Here is a 25834-nt window from a genome sequence, read left to right as displayed (position 1 = left end):
ATGTCCACCTCCACTCAATCGCTGGGAATCGGGATCATCGGTTGCGGCCGGGTCGTGGAGAAGCGTGTGGCCCCCGCGATGATTGCATCGGCCCGGGCAAAGTTGGTCGCGTTCTGCTCGCGTGACGGATCGAAGGCGAGGCAATTCGCCGAGTCGTTCGGGGCGAGCGCCGCCTACAACGATGTCTCCGCGCTATTGGCCGATGATAAGGTTCAAGCCATTTACATTGCCGTGCCGAACGCCTTCCATGCTGAGTTGGCGATTCGGTGCCTTCAGGCGGACAGGCATGTTCTCGTCGATAAGCCGATGGCCTTAAGTACGCAGCAGGCCCTGTCGATGATTTCGGCATCGCGTCAAAGCGGCAAGACGCTCGGCCTGATGCACCAGCAGCGATTTCACCCGGTCAACCAGAAGCTGATCAAGCTCATCCGCGAGGGCAGCCTCGGGCGAATTCACTTCGTTCGTGCTCAGATGGGGTTCTGGTATTCGCTTGCTGAGAACTGGCGGCTGAGCCCGGAGCTGTCCGGCGGTGGGGCGGCGATCGACCTCGCGCCTCATGTCCTGGACATTCTCCTGCACGCCATGGGCCCGATTCGAAGCGTCGATGCCCGGTGCTACGACCTGCATCTCCATCGCGGTGTCGAAGATCTGCTGACCGCACGAGTCGAGTTTGCGTCCGGCGCGGTAGGGCAGTTGGATTTTTCGTATTGCTTCCATCATTACGGCGGGCGTATCGAAGTGTACGGCAGCGAGGGCACGTTTCTGGCCGACGGCAGCCTGCAACAGGCTGATCGCTACCGGCTTTGGCAGCGTCGCGGGTCTGACGACTTGCCCCTGGAGGAAGGTGAAACGCCGCCCTGCTTCAGGCTCATCCTTGAGGACTTTGCGGATGCGGTCCTATCGAGCCGGCCGCCGGCGGTCTCGATGTATGATGGACTTTCCACCATGAACGTGATTGACGCGCTATATGCTTCCGCGAAAGCGCGCGAGGAACAGCACGTCGATCAATCCACCATCGCCTGAACGAAGAGCGCGATATCCTGCCCGTCAGGCCCGTTTGTCGCGTCCATGTCGGCAGCCCGAATATGGGCGGCATTCACGTCATTTCCAAGCAGTACCTCGACAAACCCGGGAATGTCGAACTGATCAACCCGCCAGTCGGCGGTGATGTCCCCGCGCAGAAAGGTCTGAAACGCGGCGTACTCCCCGGTGTCGAGCGTCCCGTTGCCGTTGATGCTGGCCGGAACCTGCAGCCCGACCGCCAATGCTCCGCCATCCGCAGTGCCGTATGCCCCGAATGCCAGATAGATCGTTTCGGGAACCTGCCCCAACTGGCCGGCGAGATCAATCGTGCCCTCCAGGTATCCGCCGTTGGATCCGGTCGTCGCCTGCGTCGCACCGATGGCGTCAAACCAGCCCTCGTAGTCGTTGTTATTCTCATCCGCGAGGAAAGCGCTCCAATTGGCGACCTGGCCCGCCTTCGCCCACGGTGAAGCTCGCAGGGAACCCGGCGTGCCTGCCACGAAGATGAAATGATCGTTGCCCTCTCCGGCATCGGGGGCGGCCACGTACAGCGTTGTCCCGCGCACGCCGGCGTAGAGGTGCATTGTGCCGTTCTGCGCGACGAGCGATGCGTCGGCATCGAGTTGACCGTCCATCTGCCAGGCAAGCTGGGGCTGTCCTCCGGTGACGGCAAAGTGCCAGTCCTGACCGCCGTTGTTGTCCCAGGCGCCGCTCCCATTGTTAAACACGACGTCGAGCTGAGTCGCATCGGCCGGCACCGCGACGCTCAATTCCCAAAGCGCCTCGCCCGCGTTCCACGTCATGCCCGGGTCAGGGCTGATGACGGGGTTCCAATTGTTGAATCCGTAGTGCAGCTTAACTTGCGCCGAGCCGGCGAGAGGACGCCCGGCGGGATCGTATTGGATGAGCACTGACTGCCCGGCAACAGGCGGGTTGGGCGTTACGGTGACAACATTGCCGCCGCCCGACGGAACGGAACTTCCGACATAGACGTGCTGGATGTCCGATTTGAACGAGTTCCCCGCGCCGTCCAACGCTTCGACATAGTAATCGAGCAGCACATTCTCCTGCCCGACGATCATCGCCGCGTAGCGTGTCGCGCGATGCGTCGGGGCGAGGATGTTCGCCGGACGGGGAGGCTCAGTGGTGATGGCCATCGCCAGGCTGTTCCACGCACCGACTTCGGCGCCGCCCGCGTAGGTCTCGTTGTCGATGGATGTCAGCGAATTGTTACCGTCCAGATCAAGACGCCAATGGAGCGTGACGCTCGTCAAACCGGAAACGTCGTAAGCATACGTCCAGACTTCGAAGTCCGAGGGCTCCGGTGTTGCCGCCCATTCAAAACCTCCCGGGTTGTAGGGCTCGCGCTGCGGGATGAAGACGGTCGGCGGGGCGATGTCGGGCTGACCCGCAATGACCGCGTCGGCATGCGCGACCGCTTGATTGCAGGCCCGCGTCACGTTGCTGTCCCACGGTTCGCCGCTGCCGTCCCAATACCAGTGGTCGCTGGCCTCTCCGGCGAGCAGGAAGTGCCAGGCCTTTTCGGTGTTCGAGCCCGAGCCGGTCATCACCGACTGCATGCTGGCCGCCGGCGAAATCGATTCCGCCATGAACACGCGGTTCTTCGCGGCCGTCAACACGGCCCAGCTATTTCGATCCGGGCTCCAGCCGGATGCGTTCGGATCTCCGAGCCATTTCTTGAACTCCGGATCGCCGCAGTCCGCTCCGGCCCACGAGCCGCTTTCGACGTGTATCAAATCTGAACCGGCCGGCGGGAAACGGTCCAGATAGTCCTGCACGGTGGTGACGTCGTAGTTCGGATCGCCGCTCACCCAGTTCACCATGCTCTGGAAGTTACTGTGATAGTAAGCATCGCTGCCGCCGCCGAAGTTGTCCCCATCGTGATGCAGCACGACGAACATCGGATGCTGTGCATCGGTGTTGTAAGAGAGGTAGGCGTCCATCACCTGGTCATAGAGAAAGGCCCCGTATCCGCCGCGGCCGTCTTCGTTTCCCTCGTAGCGAGCCGCGGGAACTGCTGTCATCTGTGTGGCGAAACCGGTCGAGGGATCGACGTGCTGCACCCGATGAGGGCGATATCCGAACGGCACGCTGACGCGGCTGGGCGCCCAGAGATTGTTGAGTTGCACCCATGCGCCGCCGTTTGCCGCAGGGTCGGGGTTCACCTGATCGGCCTTGTTCGGGGGGTAGATGCAGGATGCGTTGGTGTGCGGATAGCCCACGCAGGCCCGATCGAAATGGATGTTATCCACCAGAACCCAGTCGATGCCCTCAGCGACCAGTGCCGGAATCATCCGTGTCGAAAACGCCGTCTCTGCCGGAAACATTCCCCGTGCATAGCTGGATTGCGCGCTCCAGGTCTGGGCGTAAACATGCTTGTGCAGACGAATCTGCATGCGGATGTCCTGCTCGTCGAGCAGGGGCATCAGCGGGTGGTGGTAGCCGAAAGCGACAAGGTCCAGTCGCGGATTGCCGAGAGACGTCGTAGCGGCGATGCCCTGGTTGTAGCCGGTTTGCCAGTTTGTCCACATGCCGCCGTTTGTTCCCGCCGCGGCAAGGGAGTTGAGGTTTTCAATCAATGAACCGGTAAAGCTCACCGACGCGCCGAGATGGGGTAACGACTGGCCCGTCACGATGGCATCCTTCGGCCAGGTCGAATAGGGGCCGAACCGCTGGTTATGGACATCGACCACGCTAAAGGAGTAGCGATTATTCGAATCGGTCGCGAGGAGCGACTCATAGGGGTAGTAGATCGGTTGGTGCATGTGCCAGAGAAAGCCGATCTGAATCGGCTCGGCCCGAACTGAGTGGGCTGGGAAAAGAAGTGTCAGACAAAGGGCGGAAAGGCCCATGGGTAGGAGCGAACCTGACCGTTTGAAGCACCGGTGCATGGCCGCTCCTCCCAGAAAAGGCTGATGAGGTCCAACTCTTAGACTAAAGGTCCAGCTAAAACATTTTACCTAGACCTCGATCCTATGAGAAGCTCATCATGCGGGTTGGCGCAAAAAAAAGCGGAGCCCGAGGAGGGCTCCGCGTGTCTGGTCTATTGGGCAAGCGACGAAATCGATGGATCAGTTGATCCTCTGAGCGCCGCCACTCGGCTTCGGCGGCGCGGGATCGTTATTTCCTTCTTCGGCCGCCTGTTCCTCGTCGCCTTCATCTGCTCCTTCAAGCGTGGGTCCGCCCATGTTCACCTTTACGCCATGCTTGGCGGCGCTGGCGGCTCCACAATGAGGACAAAAGATGTCCCCGCGAGACCGGAGCATGTCGCGCGCCTCACTCACGGATAATTGGAACTCCTGCTTACAGGCGTTGCAGGTGTACTTTTCGGTTTGTCCCATGACGTTCTTGTCGCCGGCATCCGCGGAGTCCATCGTGCTCCACAGATAGATGCTTAATCCGATGCCTGCGACTAATACGATGGGGACGATTACCTTTTTCACGTCAATTTCCTCTGCGTTAGAGTAGTCTCACTCGATCCGTCACGCGCTACCTCCCCCTGCAAACCTCGTTGGCCAAAACACCGGGGTCGGGGCCTAACGCAATACAAATTCAATCAGAACGGGACGGGCGGCGACGGCCAGCAATCGAACCGACCCCACGAGCCTCTTGCGTCCGTTTCGTCAGTGTGTGCTCCGCCATATGTGCCAGGCAGAGCGTGCTGATAATAAGTATCATCACCGAAGTCCGCAAAATTAACGTGTCCGTCAACGTATTCAACATTCAGGAAGCCGAGCTTTCGGTGATTCGTGCTCAACTCACCCTGCGTGATGAAGCCCCAGATGTTATTTGTAAAGAGCGTCTGGAAAACGCGTGTCTCAAAGAAGTGCATGACCTGAGAGGTATCCGGAACCTTGTTAACGGATCGCCCATAGACTCCGACATTCACGACCGTTGAGGGATTCGCCACGCCACCACCACCAGAGCTACTACCTTCAAACTGGAGGTTGTTCATGCGACAGGCGACACCGTTGCCCTTGTAATAAGGTGTCTCGGTCTCCAACGGGTTGCTGCCGAAGCCGGGCCACGCCTGCCAGCCGAAATCGTCGCCGGCGCACTGAAACTCCTTGAAAACGCCAGTGGTTCCCGGCGCCGTATTGGCAACGAGACCGCGAGCGCCGTACATCAGGTTGTTGAACGGCCGGGTTCGCGGATCAAACTCTTCACCCCAGTTCACGTAGGGCATCGTGCCCGGGCCGCCGCCGTATTCGGCGTAGCCCTCATAGATGAAATTGAAGGCCTTGTAGTGGACCGGTCCAATGATGCCGTTCGGGTCGTCACTTGCGTAGGTTTGAGCGGTCTGTCCCAACGATCTCATGGCTGACTGGCAGCTCACCTTACGGGCCTGTTGGACCGCGCTGGAGAGCGCCGGCAGCAAGATGCTGATAAGGACGGCGATGATCGAAATCACAACCAGCAATTCGATCAGGGTAAAACCATTTGAACGGCGCTTTTCACGAAACATCAAAGGACTCCTTCCGTTATTCATACTCGGCTCAAGGCTGTTCGGCCGAATCTTCGCAATTCTCGATATACGGCTTATCGAACAATTCTGGAATGCCACCACCCTGGGGTTGCACGCAACTGCCAAAACGCCAACTTCGGCCCCTGTGGCTCAGCTGCTCGCCTAGCCACCCGGCCTTTGTCCCGCGTGCGTCTCTCGCCTCACTATATCTTTATACCCGACGACAACAAGATATTATTCCCCGGAAAAATCCCAGAGAGATCGCGGCAGGCTCCTAACCTCTGGGCCATTATAGGCGGCCAAAGCCCCTCCGAGAAGTGAAAACGCCGTCGTTTTGCCGTTGGTCGTCGGATCGACCGCCCGCGCTCGATCCTGGGACCGAGCTGGTCGAACGATGTAAAGCGTTGTAAGATAATCAATTAGATGGCATCTGACGAACGGTATTCCACGCGATTAACGTCTCAATGTGGCGATCTGCTTCCTGTCTCGCATGCCCCTGCTTCCCTCGCGCAAACCAACTAGACCGTTCGCCCAACCGCCTTCGAAATCGGGTCAAGTTCGCTCATCAGGTTCGAAAAAACCTCCGGCGTGATCGACTGGGCCCCATCCGTCAACGCGTGCTCAGGATCGCCATGGACTTCAATGATGAGACCGTCGGCCCCGGCCGCGATGGCCGCCCGGCTCATCGATGGGACCATGTATGCATGTCCCGTGCCCTGCGATGGATCAATGACGATCGGCAGGTGAGACTCTCTCTTGATCGCGGGGATAATGCCCAGGGCAAGTGTGTTTCTCACGTAAGTCTCATGCGTTCGAATGCCTCGTTCGCACAGGATCACGTCGTTGTTGCCCTCGTTCATGATGTACTCGGCAGCCAGCAAAAACTCATTCAGGGTCGCGCTCCAGCCGCGCTTGAGCATGACCGGCTTTCGCGTGCGTCCCGCTGCCACCAGCAGATTGAAATTGTGCATGTTTCGCGTGCCGATTTGCAGGACGTCGGCATATTCCGCGACGAGGTCAACCTGGTCGATGCTCATGACTTCCGTCACGATCGCCAAACCCGTCTCTGCCCGGGCTTTTGCCAGCAGCTTCAGCCCCTCTTCCCCCAGCCCTTTGAATTCGTAGGGATTGGTTCGCGGTTTGAATGCTCCGCCGCGAAGGCCGTGCGCCCCGGCCTGCTTGACCGCATGCGCCACGCGCATCAGTTGCGTTTCGCACTCCACGCTGCAAGGACCGGCAATGACGGCGATCTTGCGACCGCCCACCTCCATGCCGCTGCCCGCATTGATGACCGATGGCTCGGGGCGTATTTCCCGGCTGGCCACCTTGTATGGGGCAAGAATCGGAACCAGCCGCTCCACCATGGGAGCGCTCTCAATGGCCGACATGTCAACCAGTCGCTCGTCCCCGACGGCGGCGACCACGGTCCGGTCCGTTCCGACGATGACCACATCTTTCAATCCGCGCTCGCGGACTAACTGCGAAACGTGGTCAATATCCTTCTGGCTCGAACCGGGCTTCAAAACGACGATCATGTGCAACCCTCAATAACGCCGGCTGTGCAAGCCGTGCGGTTTAAGACGGAGATTCCTGGCTCTTTATTTTCGTTCCCGAGCAATCCACTGCAAGCGTGTGGTGTTCATCTGTGTCATTATCGGCGCAATCCGTGCGATTCAAGCGAGCGATTTCCATCGTGACGCTGGTACTCCAAAAGCGAGATTTCGGGAACTACCCGGTCGCCTCGTGCGTCCAAGGTGCGAGAGCGATATGATCCGCTCACGAAGAAGCTATTCAAGGAGATTTGACATGATTCGCAATCGCCTGTTCGGGTTGATTTCTGGCGTCGCTTTCTCGACCGCTATTTGCCTGAGCGGCGTCAACAAAGCCGTCGCCGCGGACGACGAGGGGCCCGCCGTCACGGTTTACTCCTCCGCGGACCCCGCAGGGTTCGATCCGCAGCAGTTTATCGCCCAGCAGCGGCAGGGCTTCAACCCGATGTTTGCCTGGCAGGTTCCCGGCTTCGGCGTGGTGAAGGAGGCACGCACGGTCACTTTGAAATCGGGAGTGAATGAACTGCGTTTCACCGATGTCGCTCAATTCATCGACCCGACGACCGTGAGCTTTCTCGATCTGACCACCCCGGACGCAACGAGCGTCATGGAGCAGAACTTTCAATTCGATCTGGTCAGCCCTGACAAAGTCATGGAGAAGTACATCGACCGGGAGATCTCCGTCATCCTCACCCATGGCGATGTGTCCGAAACGGTCAAGGGCACGCTGCTTTCCGCGACTCAGGGGCAACTGGTCTTGAACACGTCAAACGGCGTTCGCATCCTGTCCGGTCAGGGTCAACAGGTTCAGCTTGGAGAACTGCCCGGCGGTCTTATCACCCGACCGACTTTGGTCTGGAAAGTCTCGGCAGATGAGGCAGGCGAACACGTCGTGCGCACCACCTATCAAACCGGCGGCATCACTTGGCGGGCAGACTACAACATGCTCCTGAATCCAGAGGACACCAAGGCGGACGTTGGTGCATGGGTCACGCTCATGAACCTGTCCGGCGCGGCCTACAAGAACGCAAGACTTAAGCTTATCGCCGGTGACGTGCAGCGAATCGCGCCGGAACAACAAATGTTCCGCGGAATGGCGGGAAAAATGGAATCACTTGCGATGAAGGATTCCCAGGGATTCGAGGAAAAGTCGTTCTTCGAATACCACCTCTACACCCTCCCGCGCCGAACGGACATCCTTTCGAACACCACCCAGCAAATTACGCTTTTTCCCACCGCCCGTGATGTTGCGGTTGAGAAAGTGCTCGTCTATTACGGTCTCCCCATGGGGGCCTACTGGAGCTTTACGGCGCAGCCCAATCTCGACCGCGGCCTCGGCGGCCAATCCAATCCCAAGGTCGATGTCTATGTCCGATTCAAGAACGACAAGAAGAGCAACATGGGCATGCCCCTGCCCAAGGGGAAAGTCCGCGTATACAAGAAGGACGATGCAGATGGCACGCTCGAGTTCATCGGCGAAGATCTCATCGATCATACGCCGAAGGATGAAAAGGTCCTGATCAAGCTTGGCCAGGCCTTTGATGTCGTGGGCGAGCGCACCCAGACCGACTTCAACATGGACTCGGGCCGCAAGACGATGACTGAGAGCTTCCGAATCCAGATTCGCAATCACAAGAACGCAGATCAGAAGGTCATCATCAAAGAGAATCTTTACCGCTGGACGACCTGGGAGATTTCCAAGTCGAGCGATGAGTTTCAGAAGATCGACGCGCGGACGATTCACTTCGAAGTGGTCGTTCCGGCCGAGGGCGAAAAGACGGTGGACTACACCGTCCGCTATACGTGGTAACGACCAAATAGGCCGCTGTTACCACTCGGTGATCAAGACGGGAGTCCCAGACTCCACGGTATCGAAGAGTGTGATCACGTCGTCGTTGCGAAGGCGGATGCAGCCCATCGAGGCGGGTGTGCCGATCTTGTCTTCCGCGGGCGTGCCGTGGATGTAAATGTAACGATCGTGCGAATCGACGCCCGGCCCCGCGTTGATTCCGGGCTCAAGTCCGCGCAGCCACATGATTCGGGTCAGGACGTAGTCTTTCTCGGTGACCTGATCGGTTGCCCATGTCTTCCCGTTGGACTTCCGCTCGACGAAGATGGTTCCCCACGGCGAGTTGCCGCCGATTTTTTCATCAATCTTGTGCCAGCCGGTCGGCGTCTGGTTCGAGTTCTCTCGATTGCCCATCCCCTTGGCCGCCGTCGAGCACGGGTACACAAAGTCAACCCGGTCCCCTCGTATACCGATCAGTTCCTGTCGGGCCCCCGAAACCCAGAGTCCCAGACCACCCTCCACGCGCTCGTCCCAGCCGCTCTCAATCAGTTTTGCGGCGATATCGTCAGGAACGAGTTTTCCCACCGTCGGCTCGGCAGGTGCAGTCTCATCGCCTTGGCGACAATCAAATCGGGAGGCGGGAAACAAGGCAAGAACCAACAAGAGAGGGGCGATCCGTCGCAAACTCATCTTTCGCATGGTAAGGCAGATGAGACGGCACTTCAATCAGCCGCCAGCCCATCGCGGCGGACTCATAGTTTGTGCTGGAGCAGGTCGCGAAGCGGCAGAAACGAAAATGACTCCAGCAGCCGGTGCATGCGCGGCTCGACCCGGCTGCGAAATAACGCCTGGGTCAAGTGCCGGCGCGATTCGACCTGAACCCCTTCGGCGACGTGCTCGCTCACTCCGGAAACGTCCAATTCATACGGGTGTAGATATATGACGGCCGGCATGCCCGCCCGATTCATCCGTCGAAGCGCCCAGCGAATCGCGCCACCGGGAATCAGCCGAAAATAGCCGCCCCCTGCAACGGGCCAGTTCCGGCCCATCAGCCGAACCGTCGCGGGAGGGCACTCCAGTAGGCCGCACCCCGGCCAGCGATGTACGCCGCGAGGCGCGGTGGGGATGCCGTACCGCGGGTGCCGGATCGGAAACACGCTCGAACTGTATTTGAATCCGAGTTCCGACAGGATGGCCCCTGCCCACCGCGTCTCTTCGACGATGCTGAAGGCCGGAGCGCGGTAGCCGATCGGCCTCTCGCCGACAAGGTCGGTCAGGATCTTAATGCTGAGTCGGACATCCTGCTCAAACCGCCGGGGGCTGATCTGGGTGAGCAGTTCGTGGCTGTGTCCATGGGAGGCGATTTCATGCCCGGCGGCATGGACTTCCTGGATCAATTCCGGGAAGCGCAAGGCCACTTTGGTCAGGACGAAAAAGGTGGCCCGGACGTTGTGCCAGGCTAGTAATTGCAGGACGCGTTTGGTGTTTTCCACGACCCGCCCGGTAATATCATGTTCCGTCCCCAGGACAGCGATCGGCCAATCCTCAAGATCGACGGTCATGGCATTGAGGACGCCGCCCATTGTTGACGGCGCCAGCCAGTGCAGCATCGGCGGATCGTCCTGGCGGACGGCGCATGGGGCTTGTCGATCGTGCGGAAGGGTTCGCAGGTACGTCATAGGTCGCCTGCGATAACATCGGCTTTCGGCGTGTTGACGATCCAGTGGACGAATCGCCGCCTCAATGCTTGTCGCGGCCTTCTTCAATGCCGTCGAGGTAATCCGCTGATTGGGCCGTGGTTGTCGCGGCGTGGCGCAGCCGCAGCAGGCTTTTGACCCGTTCGAGCAGGTCGATGCGATTCACAGGCTTGGTGAGAAAGTCGTTGGTCCCCACCTCGACGCCCCGTTCGACATCGGACAGGTCCTGCAGGGCCGTCACCATGATGACCGGTATGCTCTGCGTCGCCGGATCGGACTTGATCTTCTTGCATACCTCGTAACCGCTCATTTTGGGCATCATGATGTCCAGCAGAATGAGGTCGGGCTGCTGCGCGGCCACCAATTGAAGGGCCTCCATCCCGTTTGATGCGCGGATCGTCACCACGCCGGGAAGCTCCTCCAGATAGGCCTCCAGCAGCTCCAGATTCTGCATATTGTCATCAACGATGAGAACCTTGCTCGACTGGGGGGTGGCTTCCGTCACGTCAATACTCCCGAATCATGCCTGCCGGTTGCAGGACGTCCGCCATCATATCCTTCTGTGGAGCTCCGGCCAACGACACTTTTGAATCGTGCAATTCAGCCGGCGATGCCGTTCTCAAACACACTCAGCGCCGATCCGATGAAGCCCGCATCGTTGCTCAACTCCGCGAGGCGCAACTCCGGTGGATCGCCAAGCGACTTCGAGGCCAGTCGTCCAATTTCCTCAACGACCACGTCAAGAAGCGCGGGACCTGCCTTGCTCATCCCACCTGCGAGCACAATCCGCTCGGGATTGAGCAGGTGTTGCAGATTGATACATGCGATGGCCAGGTAACGGCAGGTTTCGCGCCAGACGTCGGTCGCAAGAGCGTCACCGCTTGTCATTGACTCGACAATATGCTTTGTCGTCAATTCCGCGCCGGACCCCAGGATGGTTCGCAGTGACGAAGTAGCCCCCTCGTCCATGTGCTGAAGCGCCCGCGCGACCGTGGCCCGCGCGGACGCGTACGCCTCCAGACATCCAAGCTGTCCGCAGCCGCATTTCCTTCCGCCCGGCACCAGAATCGTATGCCCGATCTCGCCGGCATTTTCAAAGGCCCCTCGCCACAGCTTGCCTCCGAAAATAATGCCGCCGCCGATGCCCGTGCCCAGGGTCATCATGATCATATACGAGCAGCCGCGCCCGACGCCGCGGTGAAACTCGCCCAGTGCCGCGTTGTTGGCATCGTTTTCCAGTAAGGTGGGTAGCCCGGTCGCCTGGCTGATGAGCCTGACTACCGGCACGTTTTGCCAGCCCGGCAGGTTCGGCGGTGAGATGACCATCCCGTCCTTGCGGCTCAGCGTGCCTGGCGCACCGATGCCGACGCCTGCCACCCTGTACGAAGCCGCCTTTGCTTCATCGACGAGCCTGGTGATCAGCGTCGCCATCCGACCGATGACGTGGTCCGGGCCTCCGTCCGCCTCGGTGGGCACAGTATGCGTAAACAAAACGGCCCCGTGCCGGTCAACGAGACCTGCCTTGATAGCGGTACCGCCCAGGTCCAGGCCGATGGCCGTGTCGATGCCATGCTGCGCCATCTAGGTTCGCTCCGGCAGATTGAAAAATCTGCGCGTGTTCGCGGTGGTGATTCTTGTCAATGCTTCGACAGTCAGGCCGCGCGTCTGTGCGATGCAACCCGCCGTATATGAAAGGTGGCTCGGCTCGTTGGGCCGAACGCCGCGAACAGGTTCCGGCGATAGATAGGGGCTGTCCGTCTCGATCATCAGCCGTTCCTCCGGGATCAGCTTCGCCACCTGGCGGAGTTCATCGGAGCGCTTGAATGTGACCACTCCCGTCAGCGAGATCCAGTATCCCCGGACGAGGATTTCCTCCGCCTCCCGCAGCGTACCGGTGAAGCAATGAAATACCACATCTCGCGCCGGCCCACAATGCGCCAGTACCGCCATCACGTCCGCGTGTGCCTCTCGGCAGTGGATGACGATGGGTTTGTTCGCCGCAGCCGCGAGCTCGATTTGCCGCTCGAAGACCCGCCGCTGCACCTGCCTGTCGGCGAAGTCGTAATGATAATCCAGCCCCATTTCGCCGACGGCGTGGATATCCTTGCGCTCAACCAGGTCGGCCAGACGCCGATCCCAGTCCGCACTTGCTTGGCCCGCCTGGTGGGGATGGATGCCACAAACCACGTGGACCTGAGTGTACGTCTCAGCGAGTGCCAATGCCGTTGCCGCGTCGGCCAGGTCGGCGGCGATGGTGACGAACTCCTTGACCCCGGCCGCCTCGGCTCGCACCAGCACCGCCCCGATCTGCGGAAGGAGTTCTCTTGACGTGAGGTGACAGTGGGAGTCTATCATGCGTGGCTCGGCGTTGGCGCGTCAGCTCTGGTGATCGGTATTTCGCCTTTCTCGCGCGACCAACAGGTGGCCCCATTCTAACCTGTGACGTGATGTTTCGGCGAATCGCCCGAAAGCCACCTAGCCCTCCGACGCCGGCGACTTGTCGCCGAGTTCCGCTGCCAGCTCGCGCGCGCGAGCGATGACGTCGCCCGGGTAATTCTCGGACTCCAGCACCCGCAGCGCATTTCGCCCTCGCGCCGGTCCGGGCCGAATGCGATAGTCAAATACCATCTGACTCTGTTCGAATCGTTCCTCGAAGTGGTAATTAGCCCCGCCTTCGCGCGCCGCAATGGTTGCCAGTGCCGCGTCGTGCGTCGCGATCAGGTGCAATCCGCTCCCGCGAATCAAAGACCCGATCACGGCCCCGGCCGCGGCTACCCGTTCGGCGGAGTTCGTTCCGCGAAACGGCTCGTCGATCAATGCCAGTATGGGGACGCCGGCCCGTGCGTCTTCGACCATCCGCCTGACCTGTCGAACCTCGGCCAGGAAGTAACTCTCCTGACGCGCCAAATCATCGCGAATGCGCAGGTCGGTCAGAATTCTCAGAGGGGTCAGCGTCATGTCCTCGGCACAGACCGCGGAACCCGCCCTTGCCAGGAGCACGTTGGTCCCCAGCATCCGCAGAAACGTGGACTTGCCCGACATGTTCGACCCGGTAATGAGCCAGGTGTTCTCGCCTTCGCCGAGGATGGCCGTGTTCGCTACGGCGCGTTCATGGGCGACGAGGGGATGGCGCCCCTCTCGAACGGTAAGGCGCGGCGGGCCGTCGACGATCTGCGGCCAGGATGTACTCGGCTGCTCCGCCGAGAAGGCCGCAAGGCTGCTGATCATCTCCAGCTCACCGACCGCGGAAACAGCCTGAAGAATCCGCGTGCGTTCGCGCAGGCTGCATCGCTCGATGAGCAGCAAAACCTGCAAATCCCAAAGGCAAACGACATCAATGATCGTATGCAGCACGCCCGCCAATCCGAGGTAGACGAAAGGAATGCGGCGGTGAAGCGAAGCGAGCCCGCCGGGGGCGAGTGATTCGTCGAAAGCCGTCCGCAGCTCCCTAAGACGGACAGATTCTGGAAGGATCGATCGCGCATCCTCAGCATAGCGCCGCATCGCGCCCACGATCGGCTCCAGTTCAAGCCACGGCCGCAACCGCTCCTTGACGCCGCGCAGGAAGCTCGGAATCGCTATGGCGTTTATAATGAGAACCGCAACCAGCGGAAACCAGCCCACGGCAGAATTGATCAACCCCAACGCGTCGGCCAGGCTGACCAGCAGGGCCGTCGGGCCGGCAAGCCCCCAATAGCGAATTACCCTTGCCGTACCCGCGTACTCGAGCGGCGTCGCCTTGCGCATCGTGTTGTAGAACTTGTCGAATTGAGTGGCCATCGACCGCATCGGTGCGGCGGAAGCCAGTAATTGCGTGCGAGCCGCGTGATCTATCGCCATTGCCTGTACGGCGGCCTGTGTAAGCTGAATCGCGGCGCTGTCCATCGGCGCGGAGGTCAGCCCCAGCGAGAGTCTGGCCGCGCCGGCAGGCGTGGATGCGCGATTGAGCAATCCGAACAGGCTCAGCCGCTCACCAAAGAGATCGAGATCGTCAATCTCCTGTGGGCTGAGTCGATCGGGACTGGCATCGCTGCCGGATTGCCCATACAGCGACGCCCACAATGCCAGATCGCCGGGCTCCGCACCACTGCGAATGATGATCGGCTCACCCGTGATGCGGCGACGCGATTCCTCAAGGACTAGAAGGATATTCTCGGCGGACAATTTCGCCCGGGTTGCGCGCTCGTGAAACCGCACCGCCACGAAAAAAGAGAGGACGCCGAACACAGCGAGCGCCGCGCCCCAGGGCAACGCCGCCGCGAAATAGAGGTAAGCCCCGCCCGGAATCATCGAAAAGGTGAAGAGCCGGCCCCATGCCCACATAGTGGCGCTGCGTCGTGCAACGGATCGTCTGCGGTTTGCTGACCGGCAGGTGTCTTCAATCCACCGGCCCAGTTGCTCATGCGATGACGGCGGCGCAGGCCACGCGATGGGGTCCATGCCCACAGAATAGTGGCTTCACGTGCAATCGTCGAAGGCGATCAGAGATGAATCATCGCAGGCCCCAGTCCGGCACGGTTGAACCATTCGCCGCCGGTACTAGCTCCAGATGATCCTTTTGGAGTCGACCCCATCCGGCAGACCGCGTTCCCATTCCCGTCGGACCAGACCCAGTCCATACACGCAGAACTCGAATTGGTCACTCAGGAACGTGAGGAGTCGTGCGGGCGGCTCGGTATTTTCCGTGGAAAGGTCGGATGCAATCGAGTACGAGCGTTTCCCTTGCTCAAGATAGCTGAGCAGGTCATCTCGTGCGGCCCGGCGGTGCATGCGTCGGAGATTCTCCGGATAGACGCCGGTCCAGAAGAGTGTCACGTCGCCGATGTTGCGATAAACACTTCGTCGTCGCTCGTCATCGGAAGCGGAAGCACCGAATTGGGCCTCGGTCAGCATCTCTGCCACGTCGGACACTTTTCGGCCGCTTCCATCGCCCAGGAGGCTGAGCTTCTCGGTGTGGATGAAGGCGGTCAAGAGATCGGTCAGGTAATCGAGAACGCCGGGATCGCTCAGGCCGACGCGCTCCTGAAAGCTGGCCTCCACCAAGGCGGCGAACCAGCGTCGAACGGGACTATCGTGCGTTGTCGGTGCCACCGCTGACTGCCTCCTCGCATTAACGCCATGCGAAAAAACGCAGAGGGACGCGATTACTTCCCTACTCTTCGGAATCGGACTACCTTTCATTGTATGATTTCTCCGACGGCCGAGTAAAGTTTTTCCGTGTTTCTTGCGGGCCGTTATCGGTCAGTGTCGTAAGGCTTATCCCCGCAGGCGGGTTTGCAGCAATCAATTCGGAGTAACGTCATCAAGACTTCGCAGCTCCATTACGAACTGCCGGCCGAGCTGATCGCCCAGACGCCGCTTGAGCGCCGCGATCAGGCTCGGATGCTGGTGCTCGATCGAGCATCCGGCCGCATAAGCCACCGCCATTTCTCAGACCTGCCAGAGTACCTGCGAGCGGGAGACTGTTTGGTCCTGAACCGTTCAAAGGTCGTTCCGGCCCGGTTCTTGGCCCGACGTTCAACCGGTGGCAAGGTGCCGGGGCTGTTTGTCCGTGAGCAATCACCCGGTCGCTGGGAGGTCCTGTTGACCGGGGCAGGTCGGCTCAAGCCGGGTGAGGAACTGGCGCTCATCGGCGGGATCTGGCGGATGACATGGCATCGGCACATCGATCGCGGACTGTGCGAAGTGGAAGTCTCCCCGGCCGATCCTGTCGAGACGGTGCTGGCCTCTATCGGTTCGATGCCGCTGCCGCCGTACATTCGCCGCGTCGGCGCTGCGGACAGCGAGACGGATGCCCTGGATCGAGAGCAGTATCAGACCGTCTATGCGGCTGAGGCCGGTTCAGTCGCCGCCCCAACGGCTGGGCTTCACTTTACGCATGAACTTCTTGGCAGCCTGGAGAATCTCGGCGTGTCAATCGCGCAGGTGCTGCTGCACGTTGGGCTCGGTACGTTTCAACCCGTCGAGGTCGCGGACCTCGGCGATCATCCGATGCACCGGGAGTGGTATACGATGCCCGGTGAGTCTGCGGACAGGATTGCCCGTGCTCGATCGAGCGGCCACCGGGTTCTTGCCGTAGGGACGACGGCCGTTCGCGTCCTTGAGACATGCGCGGCAAGCGTAGGGTCGGCTGCGACCAATACAGTTGAGCGCTCAGGCTGGACTGACATACTGATCTACCCGCCGTACAAGTTTGGCGCGGTTGACGCCCTGGTGACAAATTTCCATTTACCCGGAAGCACGCTACTGGCCCTGGTGATGGCCTTCGCGGGACGCGAGGCGATTCTCTCCGCATACGCCGAGGCCATTCGCGAGCGTTACCGCTTCTTCAGCTACGGCGATGCGATGTTACTGCTATAGAGGGACTTGGTTGAGGGTCGCTACCGCTTGCCTCGGGAATTGAATCGCTCGGCGTCTTTGTTGTAGCTCGCTTCGAGCTCCGCCATTCGGGCCTCGGCCTCGACGATACGACTGCCGAATTGTTTTTCCATGGCCGCTGCGGTGGTCGGCGTCATCTTCAGATCACCCGCTTCGATGAGCACGGCCTGTCGCTTCTCGTTGAGGAATATGGCCGATGGATTGGCGGCGAGCCCTTCACGGTCTTCGACGCGAAAAACCGGTCCCCGGGCGGCCCCGGTCGGTAGCTCACTCTTGCCTTTGAAATCCACGACCTTGGCGATGAGCCCCGCCCGCGAATGGTCAAAGGTGACAAATGCCAGGATTTTCTGCGAGGAGATTTCCGAAACGAGCCTCGGCAACATCCGAGCGAGGATTCGTGAGATGTAAGTAGCCGGCAGTTTCGTCGGCGGGTTTTCCGTGGCGGGCTGATTAAGTGAATAGGACTGATTGCTCAGCAGGATGTCTCCCGCACGCAGGCCCTCTTCCAGCGTGACTTCCAGATAGGTCGGCCGATCCCGTTGCTCCGGCACCAGCGTCGTCACGCTTGTCTTCCAGCTCTCGCTCGAAAGGTCAAAGCTGAGAAACATGTTGGTCTGAAGTCGGCGGGCGTTCCCGTCGGCCTCAAATGTCCACCCTCTCTCCTTCATGGCCACGCCGGGCTTGCCGTCGCGAACATCTTCCGACTGGCGCAACAGGACAAAACCGATGACCTTGCCCTTGTACTCGAACTGAAGCGCTTCCTCGGGCACGATCGCCCGCCTCAGTTGATCGGGCTTGATCGAGCCGAGAAACGACTCTCCCTCTTCGAGTGCCGTCGTCAGTTGTTGATCTTCTAAATCGCCGCCAATGATTCGGAACGAATTAACCACCAGATTGAACAGGGGTTCACTGGTTTGCTTCGATGATGCAGGTCCGTCATAGAGGATCACATAATACGACTGCGGCTTATGCCGGATGATGGCCTGGAGGCGGAGCTTACGAACGCCGTCTCGAAAGAAGGTCGCAGCCAGAATCGCCCCGGGCTTGTCCGCGATCGGTTGCAACTGCTGAGACTGAACCTCAAGACCGCTGAATTCCAGCTCCAGATTGTGGGCGACCTGCTTGAGCATTTCGTCCATCGCCACGCTCTGAGTGGTGGTGGTCTGTTTGACGACAATTTCCTCGGCCTGGCCTGCTGAAATGGGGTGGATCATCCTGACGAGGGTGACACCGCGGCGCTCCGGCACGCGCTGCCGCACAATGCGCCAATCCGAGGGCGGCTGAATCGAGAATCCATAGCTGCCGTCAACAATCGGGTCGGCCAGTGGGCCACCGGCAACCGGGGGCTGAGCAGGCTGTTGAGCGATGAGTAGGCAATGTAGGACGAGTGAAAGACAAATCATGGGACGGTATCGTATCTCGTTAGTCAGGCATGGGAAAGAAGGATCATGACGAATGCTGCCGATGAGTCCGTGGACGTGGCCATCTCCACAGAGTCTAGAATCTGATCCAGCAGGCGCAGTCTCGAAAAATCCATGAGCAGAACGGTGAGCCTGAATCGGACCACTAATCCGGACGGGTGGACCGCAATGCAGGTCGCGCTGATGGACGTAGTCTTCTCCGTAACCATCTCATGCACCACGATGCCGTGAAACTCACCGAATGATCTCGGCTCAGCTTGGCTTGTGTCGTCCAGTTCCTCGCAGGCCTCCTTGATGGTCGTCCCTGCCTCCAGACGCACATAGGCGACTTCCAGCTCACTGCCGCCGCCGGTCTTCATGGGGATTCGATAGCTGACTTCGCCGCCGGAGTCTAAGTTCCGTGACGACTCCTGGCCGCTCGTATTGAGGAATATCTGCTCGGCGCCTTGTGGGATGCTGAACCTGATCGGCCAATGAGCCAGCTCCGCCGCAACGAGCGGATTGGATTGCGCTGTCACGATCCAAGCCAGCGCGGTAGTCCCGGCAAGCGCAATCCCCGCAGAGACAATCCCCAGACGGGGACGACCCGGCGTTTCTCGACTGTACTCTTTCCACATGCCCTGGAGGATATTCCAGGAGCCCGGCATCGGCAATCGAGCCGAACGTAACCCTCAAGGTAACGGCGCGTCGGTCAGGCGACCATCTCGCGGGCCTCGTCTTTGAAGCGTCGACGGAGCCGGGCAATGACATCTTTGTGGATCTGACTGACTCGTGACTCGGAAAGGTCGAGCACCAGACCGATCTCGGCCATCGTGAGGTTCTCGGTGTAATAGAGAACCAGGACAAGGCGTTCCTCGCGATTGAGACCCCGCGTGATGTAGTCGGTCAGCATCTCCCGGGAAACCTTGGTCGATGGATCCACCGCGCGCATGTCGCTGATGTCCCAACCGCCGGGCGAGCCGCGGTGGTGACCGTCTTCGTCATTTTGGACCGCTGAGAAATGGACCTCGTGGCCCAGACGGGAGAGGCGAGACAGCTCGGAGTAGCGTTCGCGGCTCATGCCCATGCGGGAAGAAAGCTCGTCGTCGGTCGGGGGGCGTCCCAGGGCGGAGTCGAGCACGTCACGGTTTTGCATCCGCTGCTTCTCGAAGCTTCGCACTGTACGGGACTGTCCGTCTAATGCTCGAAGCCAGTCCATGACCGCGCCGTGGATGCGCTGCTGGCAGAATGTTTCAAATTTTGCCTTGTGTTTCGGATCATAAGCCTGAACCGCCTCGAGGAGGCCGTCGTATCCAGCAGAGCAGATCTCGTCGTAGCTGATCTGTGCCGGAAGCTTTTGAGAAAGGCGGGCGGCCTGCATATGCACCAACGGGCGGTAGTGCTCAATGAGTCGATTACGCAACTTAATTGCGCGATTGCCCAGGTACTTCTTCCACAGTGCGTCCACCTCGGGGCGGGCATTCTTCATGAAACACTCCTTTGTTCACGGGGCGCATCGATGGCAGTAGACGATGGAGCCCAGGTCCGTCCTTGTTCCGACCAAGATAAGGGGTGAACGCTGGTAGTTTCGAGTTGCCTGACATCCTTGTCAGGCATCAGAAGCGCTTTGGTGATTATTACCTCCCTGAGCGCTTAATTGTGCGGCGGGGCGAATACTAACAATCGCCTCAGGGAAACGCCAGCGAAAAATTGGCGAAATGTTTTTTCTTTTCGCCATCCACTTATTCGAGTCGAAGGGACTGCGCACGGCGTACGCTTCCGTGCATGACAACGTACGCCCCAACTAGCAACCCGCGCGCCAAAACGCCTTCAGAATTCTGAGGGGGAGACCGTCGAGCGGATGGACTCGCCGATTATCTGAGTATCAGTATTAGCAGGAGGATGAGAATAACGACGCCTTCAATAATGACGCCGACAAGAAGCCCTGAATTGATTGAACCGCCCGCCCGACCCGGCATGTTCTGCGCGTATCCTGAATAATCCTGCCCGTCGTACTCAGCCTCTTGGCCCGAGGCAAGCGTCTCCAGGACACTGTCATCGTATTTCTCTCGGGCCTGCAACGGGGCTTCGCCGCGAGACACTCGTTCAAGGTCGGTCAAAAGATCGTGGGTATTGGCGTACCGCTTGTCGCGGTCCTTGGCCATCATGCGTTCGGTCACCTCGGCCAGTCCCGTCGATAGCTTCGGGTTGAGGTGGTCCGGCGGTACCAGCGGCTCTTTGAGGTGTTTTTGCATGATGGCGGCCGGGGTCGGCCCCTCAAACGGCACCTTGCCCGTTACCATGTGATAGAGCGTCGCGCCCAGGGAGTAGATGTCGGCTCGGAAATCGACGTCCCCAACGCCCCGGACCTGTTCCGGAGAGATGTAATACGGGGTACCGAAGGCGCGGCCCTTCTCTGCTGCGGCGGCCTCGGCGTCGTCCGCCTGACGGGCGAGGCCCATGTCGGCGAGCTTCGCCGTGCCGTCCTTAGTGATCATGATGTTCTTGGGCTTCACATCCCGGTGGATGAACCCCTTCTCGTGCGAGTGCTCAAGGGCTCGGGCGATCTGGATGATCAGGTCAAGCGCCGTCTTTTCGTCATAGACCTTCTTCCGGGTGAGATCGTCATAGACGGTCTGGCCGTCCACGAACTCCATGACGAAGTAGTGGTAGCCGGCGTACTCGCCGACGTCGATGGCCTGCACGATGTTGTTGTGGTTGAGCTTGGCCGCCGCACGCCCTTCGGCGTTGAAGCGCTTGACGAATTCCGGATCTTCGCTGAGTCGCTTCGGGAGGATCTTGATGGCAACGATCCGGTCCAGCGAGAGCTGCTTGGCCTTGTAAACACTGGCCATTGCCCCGGCGCCGATCTTCTGCATGATCTGAAAGCCGGGAATCTGCTGCAACGACTGAGACATCGAGTCGTCGGCCGGGCTTCCGATCCGCTTGATCTGACTGGCCGTCACAATGCCGGCTCGGACCAGAATCTCCGACAGTTGCATGGGAGTCCCGGCGGCGGCGAGCTTCTTTTGCTTGGCAAGACAAGCCTGGACTTCCTCGGGCGTGGCAAGGCGCGCATCGACCACCGCCCGGCCCAGATATGTGTCCGCGCCGGTTCCGGTTTTCTGACCGACTGGATTAGGGTCGATCGCCATGGGCCTCCAGACGAGAGATCTAGCCGGGATCGTTTTCGGTCGCGGCTTACATTACTCTATGTCGCTCAAGGGCTTAATTCAAACAGAGGACGAGCCAATTCCGGGGCGCACAGCGAATTTGCCCGTGATCTTTGCAAACGGGTCGTCGAATTGAACTGTTTCCGGACGCGAACCAACCAGGCCCGCTGATGCCGGGCCACAATCAAAACGGCAGCATCACCGGGGGCAGCCGGCACAGCCCGAGGAGCTTCGACTCGTCCACACAAACCCCCAGACCGGGCCCCTCCATTGCGCGCCATCTTCCGCCGTAACCGAACCTTAGCGGTTTTCGGGTAACGTCGTCACGAAGGAGGAACTTTCCAAAGCTGCCCTCGGCGAATACGACATCTGGCACAAGCTGAAGAAACCAACGTCCCGCCGCCGAAAGGATGCTCGTCTCGCCGACCATGCAGCCCATTTGCACGTCTACATGATTTTCCTTCGCCAGAAGGGCTAGCCGAAGCGAGGGGATGAGACCGCCGTTCTTGCTGATGCGAATGTTGAACCACGAGGCCGCGCCCCTTGCGATCAGCAGTTGGGCGTCTTCCATCGTGACCAGGGATTCGTCCGCCATCAGCGGCATGTTCGTCTGTCGAGCCAGGGCGGCCCAAGACTCGATGTCGCCTTTTTCAAGCGGCTGCTCGATGGATGAAATCGGAAGCGACTCCCACTCCTGCAACCGCCTGATCGCTTCGTTGAGCTTCCACGCCCCGTTGGCGTCCAACCGCAGCGTCGCTCGGCCCCGTCGCAGTCCACGACCAAGTGCCTTGACGCAGGCGGCGATGCGCTCCTCGTCCTCGTCGTCGCCGACTTTCAGTTTGAAGTCACGCAGACCGTATAGCCACATCTTGAGTAGCGACGACCTCGATCGTCCCGCGTCGCCGCTGGAGATCACGCCGCTGAAGCGAACCGTGTTTCGGCTTCCCGGTGGTCCCAGCACGGTCTCGCTGACCCATCCGGCGATGGATTCGATCGACCTGTCAAATGCCTTCGAGTATGCATCCAGCAGGGCGAGCTCGACGGCGGCGCGCGTGGCCGTGATGACCCTCCCGGTCGCATCCCGGATCGGGAGCGACGCCGCCAGCTCGATCGCCTCGCCGAAGTTCTGCGGGCGGGCGCCGACCAGGATCGGGACAAAGACATCCCGAATGGCCGCCAGGATGTCATCGTGCGATTCGCCGGTCACGTAGGTTCGGGGGTGCGTCTCGCCGTAGCCCTTGAGCCCCCCGGCAAGTTCCACCTCCAGAATGACTGGTTCAGACGTCGATCGCTCGGCCGCCGCATGGCGAAACTTCTGTTTCATGGGGATCGACGGCGACCAGATGCGCAGGCGTGAGATGGGGAGCGGTCCGGTCATCCGTGGTATTGAAACGCTGAGGCACGCAATTGTCGAAGCGGCGGGCCGATGGCGAAAAATTGCTCAGCGTTCGAGCGAATTGCATTCCTTGCGGGCCGGGTGCTTTCGCACTGACCGCAACGCGCACTAGCATCGCCCGAGAAGTTCCACCCAGGCCCTTGCCGCCGCGTTTGAATCAAACCGGGCCTCAAAAAGAGATCGTGCCGCGCGGCCTGCCGCGGCACGTTTCTGGTCATTATTGCGTAGCGCCTGAATGCTCCCAACCAGCGCCGACGGGTCAGCATGTGAGACGCAAATGCCGGCCCCGGATGATTCAAGCCAATCGACGATTTCCGAGCGGCGGTTGCCGATGAAGATGACGGGCCTGCCTGCCGCGAGGATGGCGTAGATCTTATACGGCAGCGCCATGTCAAACATCGCGTCGTGCTGCGAGATCAGGCAGACATCGGCCGACGCGAGCATGCTGCCAAGTAGATGCGCCGGCTGGTAAGGAATCAGTTCGGAGTTGGGCGACAGGCCCTGTCGGATTGCCTCGCGCTGTGGACCGTCGCCGATGAACTGAAATCGGATACGGTCGTCCGCCGCAAGCTGCTGCGCCGCGGTGAGGATCGCATCGAACGGATGCGAGAGGCCCATGTTCCCCGCGTATTGCACCACGAAGCGACCGTCGGGGTCGTGCTGCCCGCGAAATGAATTGTCCGTCGTCGTCGCAAGCCGCTTTGGATCGTAGCCATCGTGAATGGTGTGCAACTTGTCGCCGGTGACGGGGCGCGTCTGTGCGATGCGCCGCGTCATGCGCTCGGCAATACAGACGACGGCCGCCGCTTGCTGCATGGCTTTTGTGTCCGCCGTCAGCCATCGCCGGTGGATGAAACCATTGGCCCGTGACTTGCCCAGTGCCGCCGCCAGATCGGGGTATAGATCCAGCACCTTGTAGAGGTAGGGGCAGCCGCAGGCCTTGGCGATCTTGCGCGCGATGTCGCCGCCTTGCGGTGGGGCGGTCGTCCCGACGACGATGTCGATTCCACCCAGACTGCGCGCCGCGCGGATCGCATTTCTCCCGAATGCTGCAAAGCCGAGGGCTCGGCGAAACAGGTTTTTTCGGCTGACGGCAGGGCGGTCAACGCGAATAACGTGGACGCCGTCGATCACTTCCCGAGCCGGATATGTCACCGAAGGATCATCCCACGCCCGATCGCCGCAGATGATCGACACGTTCCAGTCCGGCCGCAGGGCCGCGATCTTCGGCAGATGATCCGCCGCTACGACAGCGCTGGCGCAGATATCGGGGTGATAGAATTCGTTGAGAAACAGAATGTGCCGATGTTGTGGCATGACGCCCGTACCGAGAGTATTCAGTCGTTCAAAGTAGTTGTTTGGGGGTCAGCCTGCCGAACCGATTTGTCGTGGGAGAAACGACGATCAAGCCGTTCGCACAATTCTTCGAGCAGGGTGAGCGGCTCTCCCATAGGGGTTTTCTCCGGAGAGAAATACAATCGGAGGATCCTGTCGCCGCCGAGTTGCTTCTCCAGCAATTGAACTTGTGCATGATCAGGAGTGACCGGGTTCACATTCTCATGGCGATGCCACGTGCATATTTGATGGCCGCTCGTCAGCGTAATCTGTCCGCAGTCCATTTCAGTTGCCAGCGTGCCAAGAGCGTTAACCAAATCATCCTCGCTTTCACCCGCGTCCATCTTCAACCGTGCCAATTGCGCAGCCGCATGCAGAATCTTCGTCTCCTGCCGCCCGGTCCATTGCGCCGTCCAGCCGCCCCATTCGAGGTAGCCCAGCACCCTTGCGGAGAAAAGTGCCATCACCAGGACACCTACCACAATCAGCCCCAGCACGAAGTGGTTGGCCGTCATGGCCGCGATGCAGACCAGCGAGACAATAACGCTGGCGATGTAAATCTGGATCGCCGCGGCGCTCGGCGTCCGGCCTCGATCCAGCAGACGATGATGGATGTGGTCGCGATCCGACGAGAAAAGCGGCTGGCCGCGAAAAACGCGACGAGCAATCGCCAGAAGCGTATCGAAGATGGGGTACCCGAGGGCAAAGAGCGGCACGAGGATCATCACCACGGTGTGCGCCTTCTGCGCGGATTGCAGAGACGACAGGGCAAGGAACATCCCCAGCGCCAGCGACCCCGTATCCCCGAGAAATACGCGAGCCGGATGGAAGTTCCACCGCAGGAAGCCAAGCAGCGAGCCCGCCAGCAGCACCATCATCACGCTCATGTAATGATTGCCCAGCCAGATGGCCACCACGGCGTTGACCATCGCCGCCAAGAGGCAGATGCCCGCCGCGAGGCCGTCGAGCCCATCGGTCAGATTGATCGCATTGGTGATGCCGACGATCCACAGCAGCGAGAGCAGTCCGCCGATGACCCCCGGCAAAACGAGTGTGTCAAAGCCTGGAAGCGTTACAGCCTCGACGCGAAAGCCGAGGAGGACGGCAGCAAGTGCCACAACAGATTGCACCAGCAGCTTGACCTTCGGGCGCACGGCGTGCCGGTCGTCGACCACGCCCAGAGCGATCATCGCGCAGGTACAGGCGATGATGCCATAGACCTGCCTCGTGCGCGCGCGGAGCATCTCGCCGACGAGGTTTTCGAGGTTCATCGCCACCAGCGTTCCGGCGAAGACGACGGCGAAGACGACCAGCCCGCCCATCGTCGCCGTCGCATGCTCGTGCCGCTTGCGACCGGCCGGTCGATCGACCCATCCCAGCCTTTGGGCATAAAGGATATAAAGCGGCGTCAGTGCGGTCGTGGCGATCGCCGCGGCGAGAAACAATGCCGCGTACGACTTGAATTGAAAGAAGTAGGTGATCCACTCCGGCAGGCCCGCGGACGGCGCCGAGTCATTCGCAATGATCTGAGAAAGGATCAATCGTCAGGCCTTTCTTGACTGCGCAGCAGCCTGAGCACATTCTAGCATCGGGCATTCGTCGTGCGA

General features: G+C 60.2%; 21 protein-coding genes. 3 read left to right on the top strand and 18 right to left on the bottom strand.

Features of this window, described 5'->3' with window-relative positions; all coding sequences use genetic code 11:
• On the top strand, positions 1-1023 hold the full coding sequence (locus HS101_00880; GenBank protein MBE7504822.1) for a Gfo/Idh/MocA family oxidoreductase: 1023 nt from the start codon (positions 1-3) through the stop codon (positions 1021-1023).
• Here the strand turns inward: HS101_00880 and HS101_00875 are convergent.
• The 4 genes from HS101_00875 to aroF form a co-directional block, all read right to left on the bottom strand.
• The gene (locus tag HS101_00875; protein MBE7504821.1) at positions 1005-3935 is read right to left on the bottom strand and encodes a hypothetical protein; all 2931 of its coding nucleotides are present in this window, start codon (positions 3933-3935) and stop codon (positions 1005-1007) included. The genes HS101_00880 and HS101_00875 overlap by 19 nt on opposite strands.
• A 180-nt stretch (positions 3936-4115) precedes the next feature.
• Positions 4116-4487, bottom strand: a complete 372-nt coding sequence (locus HS101_00870; GenBank protein ID MBE7504820.1) for a hypothetical protein — start codon at positions 4485-4487, stop codon at positions 4116-4118.
• 113 nt (positions 4488-4600) lie between these two features.
• The gene (locus HS101_00865; GenBank protein ID MBE7504819.1) at positions 4601-5533 is read right to left on the bottom strand and encodes a type II secretion system protein; all 933 of its coding nucleotides are present in this window, start codon (positions 5531-5533) and stop codon (positions 4601-4603) included.
• Between the two features lie 494 nt (positions 5534-6027).
• Positions 6028-7044 (bottom strand): 3-deoxy-7-phosphoheptulonate synthase, encoded by a 1017-nt coding sequence (aroF, locus tag HS101_00860; GenBank protein MBE7504818.1) that lies wholly within the window; start codon positions 7042-7044, stop codon positions 6028-6030.
• A gap of 271 nt (positions 7045-7315) precedes the next feature.
• Here aroF and HS101_00855 point away from each other — a divergent pair, with 271 nt between their 5' ends.
• Positions 7316-8869: a DUF4139 domain-containing protein gene (locus HS101_00855; GenBank protein ID MBE7504817.1), complete on the top strand. Its 1554-nt coding sequence runs from the start codon at positions 7316-7318 to the stop codon at positions 8867-8869.
• A gap of 18 nt (positions 8870-8887) precedes the next feature.
• Here HS101_00855 and HS101_00850 read toward each other — a convergent pair whose 3' ends face one another.
• From HS101_00850 to HS101_00820, 7 genes are all read right to left on the bottom strand, one after another.
• Positions 8888-9433, bottom strand: coding sequence for a L,D-transpeptidase (locus tag HS101_00850; GenBank protein MBE7504816.1), 546 nt, complete (start codon positions 9431-9433; stop codon positions 8888-8890).
• 167 nt (positions 9434-9600) lie between these two features.
• Complete coding sequence (locus HS101_00845; protein ID MBE7504815.1) at positions 9601-10527, bottom strand: DUF3473 domain-containing protein; 927 nt, start codon at positions 10525-10527, stop codon at positions 9601-9603.
• A 61-nt stretch (positions 10528-10588) separates the two neighbouring features.
• Positions 10589-10999: a response regulator gene (locus tag HS101_00840; protein ID MBE7504814.1), complete on the bottom strand. Its 411-nt coding sequence runs from the start codon at positions 10997-10999 to the stop codon at positions 10589-10591.
• A gap of 146 nt (positions 11000-11145) precedes the next feature.
• Positions 11146-12126 (bottom strand): ROK family protein, encoded by a 981-nt coding sequence (locus tag HS101_00835; protein ID MBE7504813.1) that lies wholly within the window; start codon positions 12124-12126, stop codon positions 11146-11148.
• Positions 12127-12900 (bottom strand): TatD family hydrolase, encoded by a 774-nt coding sequence (locus HS101_00830; protein ID MBE7504812.1) that lies wholly within the window; start codon positions 12898-12900, stop codon positions 12127-12129.
• Between the two features lie 120 nt (positions 12901-13020).
• A complete protein-coding gene (locus HS101_00825; GenBank protein ID MBE7504811.1) occupies positions 13021-14868 on the bottom strand; it encodes a hypothetical protein in 1848 nt (615 codons plus the stop codon).
• A 216-nt stretch (positions 14869-15084) separates the two neighbouring features.
• Entirely contained in the window at positions 15085-15636 is a 552-nt protein-coding gene (locus HS101_00820; protein MBE7504810.1) for a hypothetical protein, read from the bottom strand.
• 210 nt (positions 15637-15846) lie between these two features.
• Here HS101_00820 and queA point away from each other — a divergent pair, with 210 nt between their 5' ends.
• Entirely contained in the window at positions 15847-16905 is a 1059-nt protein-coding gene (gene queA / locus HS101_00815) for a tRNA preQ1(34) S-adenosylmethionine ribosyltransferase-isomerase QueA (protein ID MBE7504809.1), read from the top strand.
• Between the two features lie 20 nt (positions 16906-16925).
• Here the strand turns inward: queA and HS101_00810 are convergent, their stop codons facing one another.
• From HS101_00810 to HS101_00780, 7 genes are all read right to left on the bottom strand, one after another.
• Positions 16926-18326: a hypothetical protein gene (locus HS101_00810; GenBank protein MBE7504808.1), complete on the bottom strand. Its 1401-nt coding sequence runs from the start codon at positions 18324-18326 to the stop codon at positions 16926-16928.
• 23 nt (positions 18327-18349) lie between these two features.
• Positions 18350-18862, bottom strand: coding sequence for a hypothetical protein (locus HS101_00805; GenBank protein MBE7504807.1), 513 nt, complete (start codon positions 18860-18862; stop codon positions 18350-18352).
• 173 nt (positions 18863-19035) lie between these two features.
• Positions 19036-19812, bottom strand: a complete 777-nt coding sequence (locus tag HS101_00800) for a sigma-70 family RNA polymerase sigma factor (protein MBE7504806.1) — start codon at positions 19810-19812, stop codon at positions 19036-19038.
• Positions 19813-20197: 385 nt separating this feature from the next.
• Entirely contained in the window at positions 20198-21478 is a 1281-nt protein-coding gene (locus tag HS101_00795; GenBank protein MBE7504805.1) for a serine/threonine protein kinase, read from the bottom strand.
• A 202-nt stretch (positions 21479-21680) separates the two neighbouring features.
• Entirely contained in the window at positions 21681-22874 is a 1194-nt protein-coding gene (locus HS101_00790; protein ID MBE7504804.1) for a hypothetical protein, read from the bottom strand.
• A 126-nt stretch (positions 22875-23000) separates the two neighbouring features.
• Positions 23001-24209: a glycosyltransferase family 4 protein gene (locus tag HS101_00785; GenBank protein ID MBE7504803.1), complete on the bottom strand. Its 1209-nt coding sequence runs from the start codon at positions 24207-24209 to the stop codon at positions 23001-23003.
• Positions 24210-24229: 20 nt separating this feature from the next.
• On the bottom strand, positions 24230-25768 hold the full coding sequence (locus tag HS101_00780; protein ID MBE7504802.1) for an undecaprenyl/decaprenyl-phosphate alpha-N-acetylglucosaminyl 1-phosphate transferase: 1539 nt from the start codon (positions 25766-25768) through the stop codon (positions 24230-24232).
• Positions 25769-25834 lie beyond the last annotated feature (66 nt).

The organism is Planctomycetia bacterium, from assembly GCA_015075745.1.
Lineage (GTDB): Bacteria > Planctomycetota > Phycisphaerae > UBA1845 > UTPLA1 > UTPLA1.
This window is presented reverse-complemented; position numbering and strand designations above follow the sequence as displayed.